The 18,446-nt window shown below is 44.6% G+C and carries 13 protein-coding genes; 5 read left to right on the forward strand and 8 right to left on the reverse strand.

The annotated features are described in order from the left end of the window. Positions 1–401 precede the first annotated feature (401 nt). A complete protein-coding gene (locus GJV22_RS02430) occupies positions 402–7,133 on the reverse strand; it encodes a S8 family serine peptidase (protein WP_163708174.1) in 6,732 nt (2,243 codons plus the stop codon). A 112-nt stretch (positions 7,134–7,245) separates the two neighbouring features. Beyond that, entirely contained in the window at positions 7,246–8,343 is a 1,098-nt protein-coding gene (locus tag GJV22_RS02435) for a hypothetical protein (RefSeq protein ID WP_163708177.1), read from the reverse strand. 253 nt (positions 8,344–8,596) lie between these two features. Here GJV22_RS02435 and GJV22_RS02440 point away from each other — a divergent pair, with 253 nt between their 5' ends. Next, on the forward strand, positions 8,597–9,289 hold the full coding sequence (locus GJV22_RS02440) for a response regulator transcription factor (RefSeq protein WP_163708180.1): 693 nt from the start codon (positions 8,597–8,599) through the stop codon (positions 9,287–9,289). A gap of 69 nt (positions 9,290–9,358) precedes the next feature. On the opposite strand, the gene GJV22_RS02445 is transcribed toward GJV22_RS02440, so the two are convergent. Next, positions 9,359–10,279: a YihY/virulence factor BrkB family protein gene (locus GJV22_RS02445; protein WP_163708182.1), complete on the reverse strand. Its 921-nt coding sequence runs from the start codon at positions 10,277–10,279 to the stop codon at positions 9,359–9,361. Then, positions 10,272–11,384 carry an AI-2E family transporter gene (locus GJV22_RS02450; RefSeq protein WP_163708185.1) on the reverse strand — a complete coding sequence of 371 codons (1,113 nt, stop codon included), beginning with the start codon at positions 11,382–11,384 and terminating at the stop codon, positions 10,272–10,274. Before GJV22_RS02450 ends, GJV22_RS02445 begins: the two co-directional genes overlap by 8 nt. Positions 11,385–11,801: 417 nt before the next feature. Between GJV22_RS02450 and GJV22_RS02455 the strand changes: the two genes are divergently transcribed. The 4 genes from GJV22_RS02455 (at position 11,802) to GJV22_RS02470 (ending at position 14,419) form a co-directional block, all read left to right on the forward strand. Next, entirely contained in the window at positions 11,802–12,491 is a 690-nt protein-coding gene (locus GJV22_RS02455) for an OmpA family protein (protein WP_163708188.1), read from the forward strand. A gap of 311 nt (positions 12,492–12,802) precedes the next feature. After that, a complete protein-coding gene (locus tag GJV22_RS02460) occupies positions 12,803–12,970 on the forward strand; it encodes a DUF1328 domain-containing protein (RefSeq protein WP_163708191.1) in 168 nt (55 codons plus the stop codon). Between the two features lie 48 nt (positions 12,971–13,018). Next, a complete protein-coding gene (locus tag GJV22_RS02465) occupies positions 13,019–13,318 on the forward strand; it encodes a YtxH domain-containing protein (protein WP_163708194.1) in 300 nt (99 codons plus the stop codon). A gap of 261 nt (positions 13,319–13,579) precedes the next feature. Further along, positions 13,580–14,419 carry a universal stress protein gene (locus GJV22_RS02470; RefSeq protein WP_163708197.1) on the forward strand — a complete coding sequence of 280 codons (840 nt, stop codon included), beginning with the start codon at positions 13,580–13,582 and terminating at the stop codon, positions 14,417–14,419. Positions 14,420–14,578: 159 nt separating this feature from the next. Here the strand turns inward: GJV22_RS02470 and GJV22_RS02475 are convergent, their stop codons facing one another. From GJV22_RS02475 to dnaN, 4 genes are all read right to left on the reverse strand, one after another. Beyond that, the gene (locus GJV22_RS02475; protein WP_163708200.1) at positions 14,579–15,466 is read right to left on the reverse strand and encodes a CPBP family intramembrane glutamic endopeptidase; all 888 of its coding nucleotides are present in this window, start codon (positions 15,464–15,466) and stop codon (positions 14,579–14,581) included. A gap of 233 nt (positions 15,467–15,699) precedes the next feature. Next, positions 15,700–16,314: a fumarylacetoacetate hydrolase family protein gene (locus GJV22_RS02480; protein WP_163708203.1), complete on the reverse strand. Its 615-nt coding sequence runs from the start codon at positions 16,312–16,314 to the stop codon at positions 15,700–15,702. 66 nt (positions 16,315–16,380) lie between these two features. Then, entirely contained in the window at positions 16,381–17,187 is an 807-nt protein-coding gene (locus GJV22_RS02485) for a 3'-5' exonuclease (protein WP_163708207.1), read from the reverse strand. Positions 17,188–17,283: 96 nt separating this feature from the next. Next, positions 17,284–18,414: a DNA polymerase III subunit beta gene (gene dnaN / locus GJV22_RS02490; protein WP_163708210.1), complete on the reverse strand. Its 1,131-nt coding sequence runs from the start codon at positions 18,412–18,414 to the stop codon at positions 17,284–17,286. Positions 18,415–18,446 lie beyond the last annotated feature (32 nt).

Below are 18,446 nucleotides of genomic sequence, written 5' to 3' on the forward strand. Positions count from 1 at the left end.
GCCCCATTGCAAACCTGCCACGTCGCATTGTAACGTTGCAAAGCCTCATTGTAATATTGCTAAGCCTCTTTGCAATATTGCAAAGCCGTATTGTAATATTGCTAAGCCACGTTGTAATATTGCAACGTCTCATTGTAACATTGCAAAGCGACGTTGTAATATTGCAACGTCCCTTTGTAAACCTGCAATGGCGCATTGCAACCCGACAAAATGGAGCCAAAATTGAATGTGCTGAAAAGACAGGGGATCCGGAGGTAAAAAGGCTTACGCGTGAAGGCAAAAGGGAAACGTTTTAGGTGAAAAGACAGAAGGAAAAGCCGCGTATAATGGAAGTTTAAGCCCGGAGCCCGGGGGGGTGCCCCTGTAGGAGTTTTGAGTTTGAAGACGAGCAAAGGAACCGGTCACAGCTTAATGAGTTTGAAAACAGCACGTCGTTTGTCGGTCTGTATTTTCAGGAAATAGGAACCTCCTTTGTATCCGGAAAGGTCAAAATAGGGGAAGGTCGACGGTATTGTCTGAAAGAACAGCTGTCCGGTTGGCCCCTGTAACGAGATCTTCTCCAGTGTCTCATTTTCGTCCAGCTTCAAGCTAAATCCGGTCTTCGTTGGATTTGGATAAATATAAGGCGCCGCAAGTTCTGCCTCCACATCAAAACCTCCTGCGACATCAACAGTCACCGTCACCGAATCAATTGAATAACACGACGCATCATTAACGGCCACAACCCAAATCATGAAAGTCCCGACGCCAAGGTCCGCTGTATAGATCGTTTTGGTGGCCTTCGTTGCGCCATCACTCCACAAGTAGGCAGATGCATTGCTGTTGGGGATTAACTGCAGCGTATCGCCAACTTCGATGAATTGATCCGGACCAAGATCGACAAACGGGCTCTCAGCAACCGTCAGCTCAATGAAACTTGTTGCCTCGCAACCTGCTTCGTTGGTTACCGCATAGACAATCGGATGCGAACCAACTCCTGCAAGCTGCGGATCAAAATAGTTGCCGGATATCCCGTCTCCGGAAAGAATACCGTCCTCGGGATAAACTTCAATCAACACCGGTTCCTCATTGTCACAGAAACTGAGGTCGGTGTTTAGGATCTGTGGATCGGGCAAAGCAAACACTTCCAGATCCACAGTCACTGTTTCCTCGCAACCGGCTTCGTTGGTTACGGCATAAGTAATCAAGTGCGAGCCTACGCCGGCAACCTGCGGATTGAAATAGTATCCGGATATCCCGTCACCGGAAAGAATACCACCATCGGGATAAACTTCAATCAATACCGGTTCCTCATTGACACAGAAATTCAAATCGGTGTTTAGTATTTGTGGATCGGGCAAAGCATAAACTTCCAGCTCCACCGAGACTGTAGCCTCGCAACCGGCTTCATTGATTAAAGTGTAAGCAATCGGATGCGAACCAATTCCGGCGACTTGCGGATCGAAATAGTTTCCGGATATCCCGTCTCCGGAAAGAATACCGTCCTCGGGATAAACTTCAATCAACACCGGTTCGTCGGTGATACAGAAAATTAAGTCTGTGTTTAGGATCTGTGGATCGGGCAAAGCATAAACTTCCAGCTCCACCGAGACTGTAGCCTCGCAACCGGCTTCATTGATTAAAGTGTAAGCAATCGGATGCGAACCAATTCCGGCAACTTGCGGATTGAAATAGTTGCCGGATATCCCATCACCGGAAAGAATTCCGCTATCGGGAGAAACTTCAATCAACACCAGTTCCTCATTGACACAGAAAATGAAGTCTGTGTTTAATATCTGAGGTTCGGGTAAAGCAAACACTTCCAGCTCCACAGTCACTGTTTCCTCGCAACCGGCTTCGTTGGTTACGGCATAAGTAATCAAGTGCGAACCTACGCCGGCAACTTGCGGATCAAAATAGTTGCCGGATATCCCGTATCCGGAAAGAATACCGCCATCGGGAGACACTTCAATCAACACCGGTTCATCGGTGATACAGAAATTCAAATCGGTGTTCAGAATCTGCGGTTCGGGTAAAGCATAAACCACAAGGTTCACAGAGACTGTAGCCTCGCAACCGGCTTCATTGATTAAAGTGTAAGCAATCGGATGCGAACCAATTCCGGCAACTTGCGGATTGAAATAGTATCCGGATATCCCGTCACCGGAAAGAATACCACCATCGGGATAAACTTCAATCAATACCGGTTCATCCGTGACACAGAAAATGAAGTCTGTGTTTAGGATCTGAGGTTCGGGTAAAGCATAAACCACAAGGTTCACCGCGACTGTTACCTCGCAACCGGCTTCGTTGGTTACGGCATAAGTAATCAAGTGCGAGCCTACGCCGGCAACTTGCGGATCAAAATAGTTGCCGGATATCCCGTCACCGGAAAGAACACCACCGGCGGGAGACACTTCAATCAACACTGGCTCTTCGGTGACACAGAAAATGAAGTCTGTGTTTAATATCTGAGGTTCGGGTAAAGCATAAACCACAAGGTTCACCGCGACTGTTGCCTCACAACCGGCTTCGTTGGTTACTGCATAAGTAATCAAGTGCGAGCCTACGCCGGCAACTTGCGGATCAAAATAATTGCCGGATATGCCATCACCGGAAAGAATACCGCCATCGGGAGACACTTCAATCAACACCGGCTCTTCGGTGACACAGAAACTGAAGTCGGTGTTTAGGATCTGAGGTTCGGGTAAAGCATAAACCATAAGGTTCACAGAGACTGTTGCCTCGCAACCGGCTTCGTTGGTTACCGCATAGACAATCGGATGCGAACCAACTCCGGCGACCTGCGGATTGAAATAGTTGCCGGATATCCCATCACCGGAAAGAACACCACCGGCGGGATAAACTTCAATCAATACCGGTTCGTCGGTGATACAGAAATTCAAATCGGTGTTCAGGATCTGTGGATCGGGTAAAGCATAAACCACAAGGTTCACAGAGACTGTTGCCTCGCAACCGGCTTCGTTGGTTACCGCATAGACAATCGGCTGCGAACCAATTCCGGCGACCTGCGGATTGAAATAGTTGCCGGATATCCCGTCTCCGGAAAGAATACCGCCATCGGGAGACACTTCAATCAACACCGGCTCTTCGGTGACACAGAAACTGAAGTCGGTGTTTAGGATCTGAGGTTCGGGTAAAGCATAAACCATAAGGTTCACAGAGACTGTTGCCTCGCAACCGGCTTCGTTGGTTACCGCATAGACAATCGGATGCGAACCAACTCCGGCGACCTGCGGATTGAAATAGTTGCCGGATATCCCATCACCGGAAAGAACACCACCGGCGGGATAAACTTCAATCAATACCGGTTCGTCGGTGATACAGAAATTCAAATCGGTGTTCAGGATCTGTGGATCGGGCAAAGCATAAACTTCCAGCTCCACCGAGACTGTTGCCTCGCAACCGGCTTCGTTGGTTACCGCATAGACTATCAAGTGCGAGCCTACGCCGGCAACTTGCGGATTGAAATAGTATCCGGATATCCCGTCACCGGAGAGAATACCACCGTCGGGAGACACTTCAATCAATACCGGTTCATCGGTGATACAGAAATTCAAATCGGTGTTCAGGATCTGTGGATCAGGCAAAGCATAAACCACAAGGTTCACAGAGACTGTAGCCTCGCAACCGGCTTCATTGGTTACGGCATAAGTAATCAAGTGCGAACCAACTCCGGCGACCTGCGGATTGAAATAGTTGCCGGATATCCCGTCACCGAAAAGAATACCACCGTCGGGATAAACTTCAATCAACACCGGCTCTTCGGTGACACAGAAACTGAGATCGGTGTTCAGGATCTGTGGATCAGGCAAAGCAAACACTTCCAGCTCCACAGTCACTGTTGCCTCGCAACCAGCTTCGTTGGTTACTGCATAAGTAATCAAGTGCGAGCCTACGCCGGCAACTTGCGGATCGAAATAATTTCCGGATATCCCGTCACCGGAAAGAATACCGCCATCGGGAGACACTTCAATCAACACCGGAGCGTCGGTGATACAGAAAATGAAGTCTGTGTTTAGGATCTGAGGTTCGGGTAAAGCATAAACCATAAGGTTCACAGAGACTGTTGCCTCGCAACCGGCTTCGTTGGTTACCGCATAGACAATCGGATGCGAACCAACTCCGGCGACCTGCGGATTGAAATAGTTGCCGGATATCCCATCACCGGAAAGAACACCACCGGCGGGATAAACTTCAATCAATACCGGTTCGTCGGTGATACAGAAATTCAAATCGGTGTTCAGGATCTGTGGATCAGGTGAAGCGTAGACTTCAACAGTTGTTTCCAAGGTGTTATTCAGGCTGTTGTCATCCAGGGAACAAGTCAAGCTAAATTCCAACGAGTAAATTCCAATATCCGATAAATCGACCGTTCCTTTGAACTCATAATTCAGGATTTCGTTAGACGCAACAGCGTTGGTAAGAACCAGCAACTCGCTTATGGTCTCTCCCGAATTACACGTAAACTGGATGGTCAGGTTATCGCCGGGTAAGGCGGTTTGTTCGCCAACATTTTTTATTGCGACTGTTACCGGCTCATTTTCAGAAAGTACACAGGCTGAAACAGGACTGATTAGGCCATCGATCGCGAAATCGAGGGAACGTTGTATGGGCTCCCCTGCAATGTAAATATTATCCAAACCAGCCCCCATTCCCCACTCGTAAAAGTCATCATAGTAGAAACCAATTTGGGTGCCGTTCATGCAAATTCCTTCCGGTAGCTCCAGCGAATAATCAGTCCAGTTAAACGAACTTTCTAGATTAGCCAACTCATGCCAGTCCTGCTCTCCCTGCAATTTGTAAACAACATGCAATTCATCGATGGCTCCATATATTCCGGTCTTCAGCAAGTAGTCGAAACTGAGCGTGATATTGGTATAATCTGCCAGTCGCAAGGGTGGCGTAACTGCAATATCCGAAACATGTAAGTTCGATCCTGCCACATACGAATCCACTCCAATGAATTTGGTTTCATTGGCTGTAAAATTGAGATAGTAGGAATTTAGCGTCTCCCAATCTCCCCATTGCCAGCCGGAAGGATCATCCTTTATTGTGATCTCGTAGGGGTCATTCTCAAAATCAACACTAAACGGAAGCGTTCGCCAACGTTGATAGAAAACAGTAACCTGATTGGTTTTCAAACTTTCAAACGGCTCATCATCTCCGGGGTAAACAGCAGTAATGTAATAGGTATATTCCTGGTCGTAGGCCACCGTTTCATCGGTGAAGGTTATCCCGTCCGTTTGCCCCAAAAGGACTCCATTCCGGTAAATATCGTAGAAGTCGGGTGTTGCTGAATCCGGAGGTTCCCAGCTTAAAAGAACACTGGTTTCCCCGACCATATAACTTAAGTTTTGAGGCGGAAAGATCGTTGACTGCGTTTCTATTCCAGAAATAACCAGGCTAAACACTTGTGAGCTGCCCGTGAGCGATCCGGAGTGAGATACAATGATATTGAATTCACCTGCACCGGGATTGGCCAGACTCACCTGTTCCACATTATCAATTTGATTGACTCCCCGACTTGCGGGAGCAGCCGGATTTTCAACATCCAGCAACCAAGGGTAGAACGATTCTCCGGTATTCGTTTTTTCGATGACAATATTGAGGTCATTGACCAGCTTCCGGGTTCGGTCGTTCAATGCCGAAGCGGAAGGGGTTCCCGGCGGATCAGTCCAACAAAGCGTCGCTTTTAACTCCGGCGATGAATCCAGGGTCGTTACAGGGATGATCATTTCTTCACCATCCGCTAAAGTCTCTTCATAAATATGGTTGCCCTGGCTATGATAATTCGCATAAATCAAATCGGCTGCATCTTTCAGATTCAGCAGGCCCCAGCCATAACTGTAATCCGGACCGGTGTTCGGCCCTAAATCTTCGGCCGTATGAATTAAAAGGGCCTTCAGGGAAGAAGCACGCCAATTGACTCCGGGTTGAAGGTTCTGCTGCAGTTGTCCCAAAAGAGCAATGGACCCGGTCGCCGAAGCTGTGGCCATGGATGTTCCGCTGTAGCTGCCATAGCTGGTATCGGCAACAGCGATCGACGAAAAAACATTCATGCCATCGGCAACCACGTCGGGTTTTATGCGACCGTCGTCGGTAGGGCCGAAAGCACTAAAAACGGTCATGGACTTGTCATCGTCCACCGCACCGATAGTCAGGATATTCTTGGCAACAGCCATCGGTGTCAGGCAGTCGAAGCCATCAGTTCCGCCATCGGGTTCACGTTCAACATCGACAAGCACCCAGGTTCCATCCCACACATAATGGACGTAGGAAGAGGACGGGCCATCATTCCGGTCGTTCCCCGCTGATTTGACAATCAGGTATTCGGGCGCAAGCGCTGCAATTAAATCCAGGTCGGCACTAACCTGGCTATACAAGCCAAATTCGTAATCCTCATTCTCCGAAACATCAGGATCGCCGTACCAATACCAACTTTCGTTATTTCCATTGTAATACCAACCACAAAGTGGACCATAAGAGTGATTGGACAGCACAATACCATCGGCAGCAGCACTTGACATTTCAGCAATATCATCGTTTAAATCCCATCCCCTGACAGAAGCCGCTCCGGCCATTCCCTGTGCATCGGGATTAACACCTCTCCCGATCATTGTTCCGGCGACATGCGTTGAATGATTTTCCAATGACAAACCCGTTTCGCGCATGATTACCCGGGAGCCGGTTTCCCCTTGCAGTTCCTGGTGGGTTGATCGCACCGCACCGCCATCCCATAGGTTAATTTCAATCCCCTCTCCGGAAAGAGCGGAATACTCATTATCGTTCGACCAAAGCTCATCAACTGAAATAGTACTTGCGCAGCTGAAATTATCAGTTGCGTAATAGACTGGCTTGTTATTGCGGCTTAGGCGTTGCAACACAACCACCCTTCCACGTTCATCACGGTATGAGATTGGGATGTTAAGGGTTTTGGACAGGGAATCTGCGTTGCTTTTTTCAGCCTTCCACCGGGCCGATTTGATCTTGGAAAGTTGAATCAATTTACTTTGGCAAGAATCTTTTTCCTGCCGGGTTTGCCGGGCAGCCAGACTTCCGACACAAATGCAAAAAAGGATTCCTAAAAGAAAACCCTTTCCCAATACAATTGTCTGTCGGAAAGTATTCATGACTGCCATATTTTAAATACAACCAACTGTCTTGAGCCAGACAGTTGGTCTTATCTGAAAAAGGAAAAACTCAAATACGCTGAAAGAAAGAAAATCAAACGCTGGTCTTCACCTATTCAGGAACGTATTCAGGAAGAAACTCAATGTTGCTATCACCATGAATAAATTCAAGTACCTGAACCGCATCGTCAACAGCTGCGGCAAATCCATCCACCAGTGTCAACTGTTCACCTTCAATCCATCTGTAAGTAAACAACCCGCGATCTTCCATGGCTTGTCGCACTGTTGAAATCACATAGTTGTATGTGCCACCAGGGTCTAACATTAGAATTTTGATATACCGGCTTTCATAAATAGCTCTGTCGTATACAAAGGCATTATCCTCCACACAATTCAGATTTTCAAAATCGAAATAGTGCTTTAGATTGTTGTTGAAATCATATTCGTTTTCATTTTCGATTGGATCGCAGCCCTCGCAGCCCATAAAACCATTAATATAAACCACCTCATCGATGTTTACAGTACCGGTTTTGTCAGAGCCTGCAGCAAAACTGGAAGCGGCCAATAAGTATGGATCTAAGCCGGAATTCAGCAGTGCTGTAAGCTGGCCGTCAAATCCATGGTTCATAATTTCCTGATATATAGCCATGCTTTCCCGGGGAGAGTCGATTGTTTTAGTGATTACCAGGTTCCCATCCACATCAGTATTCCAGATCGTAATTCGTCCGCAGAAATCGACGGTAAATTTTTCACCGGCATTAATCACAAGTAAGGCTTCCCCCAAGGCTTGATCGAGCACTGATTGCGGCGAACGAACGATATTCAGACGTCCAAATTCAACCGGAATTGCAGCAAGAGGATCGACCAGCTCTCCCTCTGCATCAAGTTCCAGTGTTTCGCCGTTTACATCAACTGGTTGTACGTAGTATTCTTCACCAATTTGGACCATTTCAGGAACTCCGTTATCATCACGCAGCAGTTCGTATAAATCACCGTAGTCTCCTCCGCGTGTGGTTCCGGAGTCATCATTCCCTTTAATGTGATCATTTGTATCGGTATTGCCACCAGCCCAGCTTGGGCGATCAGAGTCTTCATCCGGAAGGCCGGGGCCCGCGTTCTCGGATTTTTGGCATTGTCCAAATATCAGAGCAATGCAAATCATCGATACCAGAAACAACAGTTTCTGAACGTAAAAAGCAGATTTTTTCATGACTGATAGTTTAAGTTAACAAAAAACAAAAATATTCTAACTAATTGATTTAACATGGTTTTAACTAAAATAAAAAGATAGTCAATAATCCAACATCACTCAATCCTCTTCTTGTGCATATTGAATACCTGCCAGTGTCAAGAAGGCCTCAACCAGACATCAACCGTATCAACATATTGATGATATTAAATTCGCATTTAGATTAGAACTGGTGGCCATTTTTTTCGTAACTTGTAGTATTGTCAGTTAACTTATGTTTGAAAAATCCGTTATAAATGTCCTAATTTTATACGACCAACAGCTACTTGCCGAAGGTCTTAGAGCTATATTGTCCAATCAGAAAGAGATCAACGTCCTCGGTACTTTAAAGAATAATTCATCCTGGAATGAAAGCATTTCTGAATACAATGCCGACATCCTGATTGTTGAATTGTGCCATTTACATCCCGTCCAGGTGAATCACATTAAACAAATTCATGAATCCTTCCCAAATCTGGGTCTATTAGTTCTTTCTGAAATCATTGCCCATAAGCAACTGGATGAGTTAATGCCTCACATCGGAGGATTTATGCTAAGAACATGTAGCGCTAAAAAGACTGTTTTTGCAATTCATGAAATCTTTGCGGGCGGAAAATATATTTGTGCGAAAGCCATTGATTTTATTTTTGGATGCAACAATGGCTGCTCCAAAAATGTCGAGTTTGACCTGACCCTTCGAGAGAAAGAAATTTTAGCGAATTGGCTAACATCAAAAGATAATAGTGAACTAGCCGAAACACTCAACATTAGTCACTCTACCGTCCGAACGCACCTGAAAAACATAAGACAAAAACTTGGTCCTGTAACGCACATCCAGTTGATGACCTACGCATGTCGCGAAAACGTCATTCAAGGTAATTTTAAACCTGTCTGCAAAAATTGCATGTTATTTTGCCACGAACAGTAACTCCTGTCCAAAGAAAGGATTCAACGTAGCAAGCGGTGTCTTTTCAAGCTATTAGGAAATTTGGATGGATTACTCATCATGATGAATCCGGAAAGGGATAGCGTAATTTTTGGGTTTGTTGTGGTGTTTGTAAAAGCGCGAAAATTCGCAGGTCAGCTGTACGCCAAAGTAAAAAATAAGTGCTGAATAGTAGATCCACATCAGCAATACCACAATTGAGCTGGCTGCTCCGTATACCGCCCCCAGGTTGCTGTTACCAATTAGCAGGCCGATAACTATTTTTCCCAGGGTAAACAAAATAGCGGTAAAAAAAGCACCGAACCAACTGGCATTCCATCGGACATAAACGTCGGGCAGGAAATGAAAAATCAATGCAAAAGTGGTCATGATAATGCCGAGAGTAAGCAGCAGATTCGCCCCCCAGACAAGCACTAAAAAGTCGGCCGGGAAATACCGCAGAAGAATATCGCGCATAAACGTGATCCCCGCATCAACCACCAGCGAAACCAACAAGATAAAACCAATACTGAAAATCACACCAAACGACAGTAACCGATCGACGGCCAATTTCATTAAATTCATTTTCAGGTTCGCCCTCACCTTTACCCGCCAGATAAAGTCGATCGAATCCTGCATCACGCTAAACAAGGTGGAGGCAAAAAACAGGAAAAAAGTAAGCCCTATGATGGTGCCGATCGTACTGTTTTCGACAATTCGGTAATTGTCGATCGCATCCTGAAGTAAGCTGGTACTATCAGCCCCAACCAGTACGGTTAGTTCCTCGAACAGCTTATCGCGAACCGTGCTTTGTCCGACCAGGTAACCAAAAACAGCGATCACAATGATCAGGATCGGGGCAACTGAGAAAATGGCAAAATAAGCTGTTGTACCAGCCAACTCAACCGGGCGGTTATCCATAAAATGGACGAAAGCCTTCCGGAAAATCCGCCCCAAGTTGAACATCTTATGTTGTATCCGGTATTTATTCATCGCTTTTCCCCTTTCGTTTAAATAACTGACGGAGCTTTTGAAAACGAATCTTGTGGTTCTCCACACCCCGGTCGCTGATTAAATAGGCAAAGGGTTTCAACTCGTCAACATTGCGCATAATCACTTTCATAATGGCCAGGAAAGGCACCACAATCAGCATTCCGGCAATTCCCCAAATCAGGTTTCCCAACAGTAAACTGAAAATAATGGCAAAGGGATTTATCTTGATATTACTCCCGACAATACCCGGGGTTAGCAGGTTATTTTCCAGGAACTGAACAAACCAAAACAGGATAAAAATTTGCAACATGGTTTGAAATGGATCTTGCTGGGTGAAAAACACATACAAGATTGGCAACAGTCCACCAATAAAAGTTCCGATGTATGGGATCAGATTCAGTAAAGCCGCTCCAATACCAAACAAAATGGCGTGTGGAATACCAATAATGACCAATCCAACGCTGTTTAAAATAGCCAGAATCAGCACAACAATCAACAAACCGCCCATGTAGCTGGTGGTAATTTTAGAAACCTCACGCATGATCCGGATGACCTTTTTACGATCTTTGCGTCCTACGAGCCTGATGATAAAGTGAGCCGTTTTAGTTCGGTAGAAAAGCATAAAGAATGTGTAAACCGGTAAGATGAAGAGCTGGAAGAGCGTCGTGGTCGTTGCTGAAAACACCGTCCCCAATTTGTTCTCCCAGGAAGTAAAGATATTCTCCGAAATTCGGTTGAAATACTCATCCAGGGTTTGAGAATTAATGCCCAACCGCCGTTCCAAAATCATAATCAACGAATCAACTTTCCCGTCAACTTGCGCTTTCGCCTGTACTAAATCGAGATTCAGGTTTGACACCCGAACCGAGACCAACAAAATAGCGCCTCCCAGAATCGCTAATGCCAGAATAATGACCAAAAAAATTGAAAGTCCACGATGAACGCCCCATTTTTCAACCCGAACCACTATGGGGTAAATCAGGTACGAGAAAAAGACGCTAATGGCTAGCGGAATAAAAATATTCTTGGCCACAACAAGTCCGGTTATAATAACTGAAATACAAAAAAGAATCAAGGCGAAACGGGTGAGGTTGGGATTTTTCATAGGCAACAGGATCTAATAATTTTTCTTTTAGCCAAGAAAGAATGATGCCAAGGTGGCTTAACTGCCTAAAACGGGTGCTTACACTCCTTCTCATAGGATTTAATACAGTTAAACCAACCACAAGGTTGTGGAAATTGTAGAAAGATTTTCACGATCATTTCCCACACAAATCAAAATATAACCGGAGAACCAACAGACCTGTTTATCGCACTACAGACACTCCTATTGTGTAGAAACGGCACCAACCTGTAGATGCTCTTATCCACCTGTGCCGGGCCTTCCCAACGTTTGGCACGTCAACTAAAATTCACTCAACCTACTGATTATCTAAAGACTTAACCGAACATCCGGACGGATGTTATTACTTCTTGGCACAGATATCGATTAAGTTAGTGCAGAAACAATAAATGATGAGTTATGAAAATAAAGACCTTCAATTATAACCGCTTCCTGTTAACCGGGCTGCTGTTGTCGGGAACAATGCTTTTAAGTTCCTGCAACAGCTCCCGAACCTTAAAAGGAGGCGCTATCGGAGTGGGAGCCGGTGGTGCAATTGGCGGTGTCATTGGTTCCGGATCGGATCACACAGCTGAAGGCGCCATTATTGGTGCTGCCATCGGCGGAACAGCCGGAGCACTCATCGGCCGCTACATGGATAAGCAAGCGGAAGAGCTGGAAGCTGATTTAGAAGGCGCCACCGTTGAGCGAGTCGGCGAAGGAATTAAAATCACCTTCGACTCCGGAATTTTATTCGCATTCGACGAAAGCAACCTGACGAATGACGCAGCGGGAAATATCGCAGAACTGGCTGAAACCCTCGCCAAATATGATGATACCGACATTTTGATTGAAGGGCACACCGATAACAAAGGATCGGAACTCTATAACCAGCAATTGTCGGAAGCCCGTGCCGAGTCGGTAGCCCTGCGATTGAGCAACCTGAATGTGGCAGCAGCACGAATGCAATTACAAGGCTACGGCGAAAGTGCACCCGTTGCTGATAATTCGACCGAAAGCGGTCGCCAGCAAAACCGACGGGTGGAAATAGCCATTATGGCCAACAAAAAATTACAGCGGGCAGCCGAACGCGACAAACTCGACATTTAAGCAGTCAAACAAACAACGACAAAAGATATGTCCCGTTAAGCGACTGGTTTGCGACTCAACTCATATAGAAAAGTTGAAGCAATCGGCGAATAAGGCTCGTAAATTTCATGACAATAGCTATTTCAGGCTCCATTCAATCGTTCGCCGGTTCAGCTGGCTTCGGTTTTAACAAAGAGTTCTCCGTTAAAAACGGCACGGTACCTGTTCTCCGGCCGATAACAATATGGTAACCGATGCAACTATTTTTCGATAAGTTCGGTATCTATAGATAACGGGGAGATTGATCGAATTAACATTAAAAATTGACAATTATGTTACGCCTAATTTTAGTCTTTCTCGTTGTCGCCATTGTTGCCGCGATCTTTGGATTTGGAGGGATTGCAATCGGCGCCACAGAAATAGCCAAAATAATCTTCTATATTTTCATCGTTCTGCTTTTGCTCTCGCTTATTGCAGGCGGCGTCAGAGGTTTCAGGTAGACAAGATGAAACCACACACTATTTATTAACAGTTTAAAATTCAAAGCTATGAACAAGACAACAAATTTATTAATCGGATTGGCAGCAGGCGCTGCAGCAGGTGTACTAACCGGAATCTTGGTTGCTCCGAACAAAGGAAGTAGAACCCGCCGGAAAATGATGCGGAAAACGAAAAAAATGACTGACAAGATTTCTAAATCGGTTCATGACAAGTTGGATGATATTGAAGAACAAATGAAAAATATCAAAGACAAAACAGAAGCCGACATCAAAACAACAGCTGAGAACCTGAAAAAGGTAGCTTCTGAAAAGATCGACAAAGCGACTCATAAAGTTTCGGCCAACTAAAAAGCTTAGTCACCGAACCCGTGAACAGATCGTTAGACAATTAAACTAAGATTTGAAAAGGACATTTAATATTATGAGTCTCATTCTCCAGTACAGGAGGAAAAAATTTATCGGTTGTACGAGCGGATTTTGGTCCGCTTATTCCGGACGAATGAAAAAGCATTCGTCACCGGATACAGAAGAAGAGCTCCGGATAACAGAGCTCTTTTCTTTTCACAACCACCCATACCAATAGATTATAACACCCAAAAAGATATTACCATGAAAAAGATATTAGTATTTGCCTACCCGTTCAATCAGATTGAGCGAATCGTAGATTATTCCGTCCGCTTTGCCCGCGATATGGGCTTACCCCTCGAATTCATTCATATGGTAGAAGGACCGACAATACCGGTTGATCCAGCCATCAGTAGTTTCAATCCCGGAGGTATTGCACCCGACACAGTTCCAAACGATTTCATCGAAAACCGTTCGCGCGTACTTCAAAAAGTGTTGAGCATTAAAAACGCCTCGATGGAATTTCCGGTTTCCTACAGCTATAAGGTTGTTCCCGGATCTATTCAACTCCTGATCAGCGAAATTGCTGAGCGTACCGATGTGGACATGGTGCTGGTTCCGAACCAAACAGAAAAAGAAGCCAACCTGCCGGCCATTGACCTGATTGATGGAATCGACCAGCCGGTATACACCTTCCCCATCGACGCCATTTATCATCCCATCCGGAAAATTGTTTATGCGTCAGATTACAATGAAAAAGATATGGCTATCCTACGACGTATCTCTACGATTGCCCGCAAAGTCCAGTCTTCCATCACTGTATTCCATGTCAATAAAGAAGACAACTACGAAAACGCCCTCAAGAACGATGGCTTCAAGGAAATGTTGGATGAAAGTCCCACCTTGAAAGGGATTGACGTTACGGAAACCAAATCGAAGAAAGTGGTTCGGGAAATCAAAGATTTCAGCAAACAAAATTATGCCGACCTGGTGGTTCTGCTAAAGGAGAATAAAAACTTTATTCGCGAATTTTTCGGCAAAAGAACCACTAAAGACCTGGTGAAAGACAGTCCGATACCTGTACTGATTTATCACGAAAATTAGTTTTGGGAGACTCAACCGATGAAGCTGGAGCAAATTTAAAGGTCTCCGGCTTTTGGGGTTCTAAAGTTACTCAGCCGAGAAAATAAAAGGCAATCAACAACAAAGGCTCAAATGATCAAGATTGCAGCCCTTGTTATTTTGATTGCTAACAAAGATTCGCTAATCGACAGGTTCAAGGTGATTCGAGGCAGGAGCCGGTGTGGAACCGGAGTCCGACAGATCAAGCTTTTCTTCATTCACAGGCAGCACAGTCACTCTTGCTTTTCCGAACGATCGGTTCAGGTAATAAAAGCAGATTGCCAGAACAACGAATCCACCGACAATCGATAAAATTAGATTGATCGTTCCGCCATAAGTCTCGACCAGGCTTTCGTCCCATGCTTGTTTGCTGCTTGTTGCACCTGCGATGAAACTCGCACAATTAGTTGTTGCGTGAATCAACATCGTTAAAAACACATTTCGGGTTTTCCAATAAACCCAGCCCATAAACATACCCCCTATAAAAGCACCGACAAACTGTACAGTATTCAGATGCGCCAAACCGAACAAAACACTGGATAACAAAATGGCTTTTAGCGGCTGATATTTTTTCAGAAGCCCATCCAGAATGATTCCGCGAAAGATTAATTCTTCGAAAACCGGAGCCGCAATTACCAGGGTGATAAACCAAATGACTCCTTTCATTTGTCCCATCTCCAATATAACTTTCCTCATAAATTCCGATATCGGAATAGTGGATACAATTGGTGCCGTTACACTGATAAGTAGCGCCAAGGTAGCAACAATCAAAAACGGCAGGTCAGTTTTCTTAGCGACCTTCATGTTGAAATCGCTGTTACCACTTTTTCGTTTGCGTTTGGAGTAGGCCCAGACGAATGTTAATCCGTTAATAACCAAGTAGACAATAAAAAAAGAAAGATCCTTGGGCAGTAAATTTCTGAAAGCTATACTTATGATCCCACCCAGAAGGGTAAAAACAAAGTACATCCCCAAAATACCAAAACTTTGCTTCATGTCGGGATAGACTTTTCCGTGGAATTTGTACATCGTTAAAGGTTTTGTTGATTTTTGATAAAAATGGAGTAATCGGTATTCAATGTTATTCGTGTTCGTTTTCGACCGAAAGATCTAAATTCGAAAGAACCAATAATCCGTTCCTCTTTTTGATTTCAATTTAACAAAACTATCAGCAACAAACAATAGGCAAGATACTTTTTATGAACAAAAAAAGACAGTTGTTATACAACTGCCTTCATATCTGTATAGAACGATTTTCTGTATTACCTCACCTCAAAGTCAAACATCTTGCGGCCTTCGATGAAACCTTCCAGACGATCGCCGATGGCTACCGGACCAACGCCTGAGGGAGTACCACTATAAATAAGGTCACCTATTTTCAGCGTGAAGTAGTTTGATACCTGGCTGATCAGTTCATCGATCGGAAACAGCATTTGGGAACTATCGCCGTTTTGCACCAACTCACCGTTTTTATTCAACTGAAATTTAATGGCATTCACATCTGCCAATTCACTTTTCGGAATAAAGTCGGTACTAATCACTGCAGATCGGTCGAAGGCTTTAGCCTTTTCCCAGGGCAAACCTTTTTCTTTGAGTTTGCCTTGCAGATCGCGCGCTGTGAAGTCGATTCCCAGACCAATCTCATCATAATAACGATTGGCAAAACGAGGTTCGATGTTTTTTCCCAAGCGGTTGATACGCACAATCAATTCACATTCGAAATGCACATCCTGGCTGAATGACGGAATGTAAAAGGGATCATTATTGCGCAACAAAGCCGAGTCGGGTTTCATAAACATCACGGGCTCCGACGGAATTTCATTATTCAGTTCCCGAGCATGTTCGCTGTAATTTCTTCCGATACAAATGATTTTCATAATGCTACCTTTTTTGAAAACCGTAGGGTCGTCACATTTTACGCCTCCACGGCGACGATATCTAAATCAATTATCTTTCATCCGCAGTTTAATCGCGGTCAAAACCTTTTTCGTGTACAAGGGGAATTCGCCGTTCATAATCCAACCGAAATAACCGGGTTGTTCACGCAATACCTTTTCAACCGGAACACCTTTATTTTTGCCAAAGTTGAACACCTCAACACCGTTTTCATCAAACACGATCCGACCGATGAAATCGGCATTCCGATCGTAAGATGAAAACTCACTCAGTGCATTAATCTCGTTTTGAATCGGTTTCGATATTTTACCTTTAGCATCTTCAAAATCAGTATCCTGGTACATATCAAGCTGCGCTTTCAACACTTCGTAAGTGGCTTTCGTATCCGCCAGCGCGCTATGAGCATCTATCAGGTTTTCCTGACAATAGAATTTATAGGCCGCAGCCAGGGTACGTTTCTCCATTTTGTGGAATATCGCTTGTACATCGACGAACTTGCGTTTCTTAAAATCCACATCAACACCAACACGCAAAAACTCTTCTGCTAACAACGGAATATCGAAACGATTAGAGTTGAACCCAGCTAAATCACATCCTTCCAAAAACTTGGCCAGTGACTTCGCAACTTCTTTAAACGTCGGCTCGTCCTTCACATCCTCGTCATAAATCCCGTGTACTTTACTCGCAAATTCGGGAATCGGCATTTCCGGATTAATTCGCATTTCCTTGGTTTCTTCCGTCCCGTCAACATGAACTTTGATCAGGGCAATTTCCACAATCCGATCGGTCGCGACATTAATCCCGGTGGTTTCAAGATCAAGAAAAACAAGTGGATTCTTTAAATTAAGTTTCATTTTATTGCTTTCAATTTACGGCTTACAGGCCGGTTTATGAATAAAAAGCCTAACAAGATTGCTCCTGTTAGGCTTCCGAAATATTTTTTTGAAAGATTAAGCATTAATCATCATTGGCATCAATAACATCAATACATCTTCTTCGTCAAAGTCTTTTTCAGCGGGCAATAACAAGCCGGCACGTGTCGGATCCGATAATTCAACGCGAACTTCAGCGGAACTGATGTTTGCCAGAATCTCCTGCAGGAAAGTTGATTTGAAACCGATTTCGATTTCTTCGCCTTCGTACTGACATTTCATGCGTTCAACAGCCGAAATTGAGAAATCGACATCCTGTGCCGAAACCACCAATTGGTTGTCGTCAATATGAAATTTAATAAGGTTGCTGGCTTGGTTCGCAAATACAGATACCCGTTTAATGATATTGTAGAATTCCAACCGGTCAACCACCAGCTTATTCGGGTTGTTTGTAGGAATAACAGAGTTGTAGCTTGGGTAGTTTCCTTCAACCAAACGACAAATCAATTTGAAGTTACTCAAGGTGAAAAAAGCGTTCTTTTCGTCGAACTGCAATTTCACATCGTAGTCTTCTTTTACCAATAAGTTTTTCAACAACGCAGCCGGCTTTTTAGGCAGAATAAACGATGATTCCACTTCAGCTTTAGCATCACTGCGTTTGTACCGAACCAATTTGTGGGCATCGGAAGCCACAAAAGTAAGGTCGTTGTTACCAAGTTCCATAAAGATCCCGTTCATCACCGGACGCAATTCATCGTCGGCAGTAGCAAACAACGTTTTGATAATACCAGTTTGCAACACATCGTGCGGCACCTGGATTGTTGATGCCGAAGCTTCGTTCAATTCAGGCAGTTGCGGAAACTCATCACCATCTTGTCCGACAATGCTGAACTTTCCGTTTTCAGAATAAATATCAATCCCAAAAGTGTCCATATCAAATTTGAAGGTCAGCGGTTGGTCCGGAAATTCTTTCAGGGTATCGTTCAGCAATTTGGCCGGAACAGCAATATCCCCGTTTCCTTCCGTGTTGTCCAGTTCAATACTGGTAATTAGTGTTGACTCCAAATCTGAAGCAGTAACCGTCAAACGGTTATCTTCCAGCTGAAATAAATAATTATCCAAAATGGGTAATGTATTCTTCGAACTAATCACTTTACTGATCGCATTCAAGTGACTAAGTAATTCGGTACTGGAAACAACAAATTTCATTGATATTCTCTTTTAGTTTGACTTATCGTATT

It is taken from the genome of Mangrovibacterium lignilyticum (assembly GCF_010882175.1).
Classification (GTDB): domain Bacteria; phylum Bacteroidota; class Bacteroidia; order Bacteroidales; family Prolixibacteraceae; genus Mangrovibacterium; species Mangrovibacterium lignilyticum.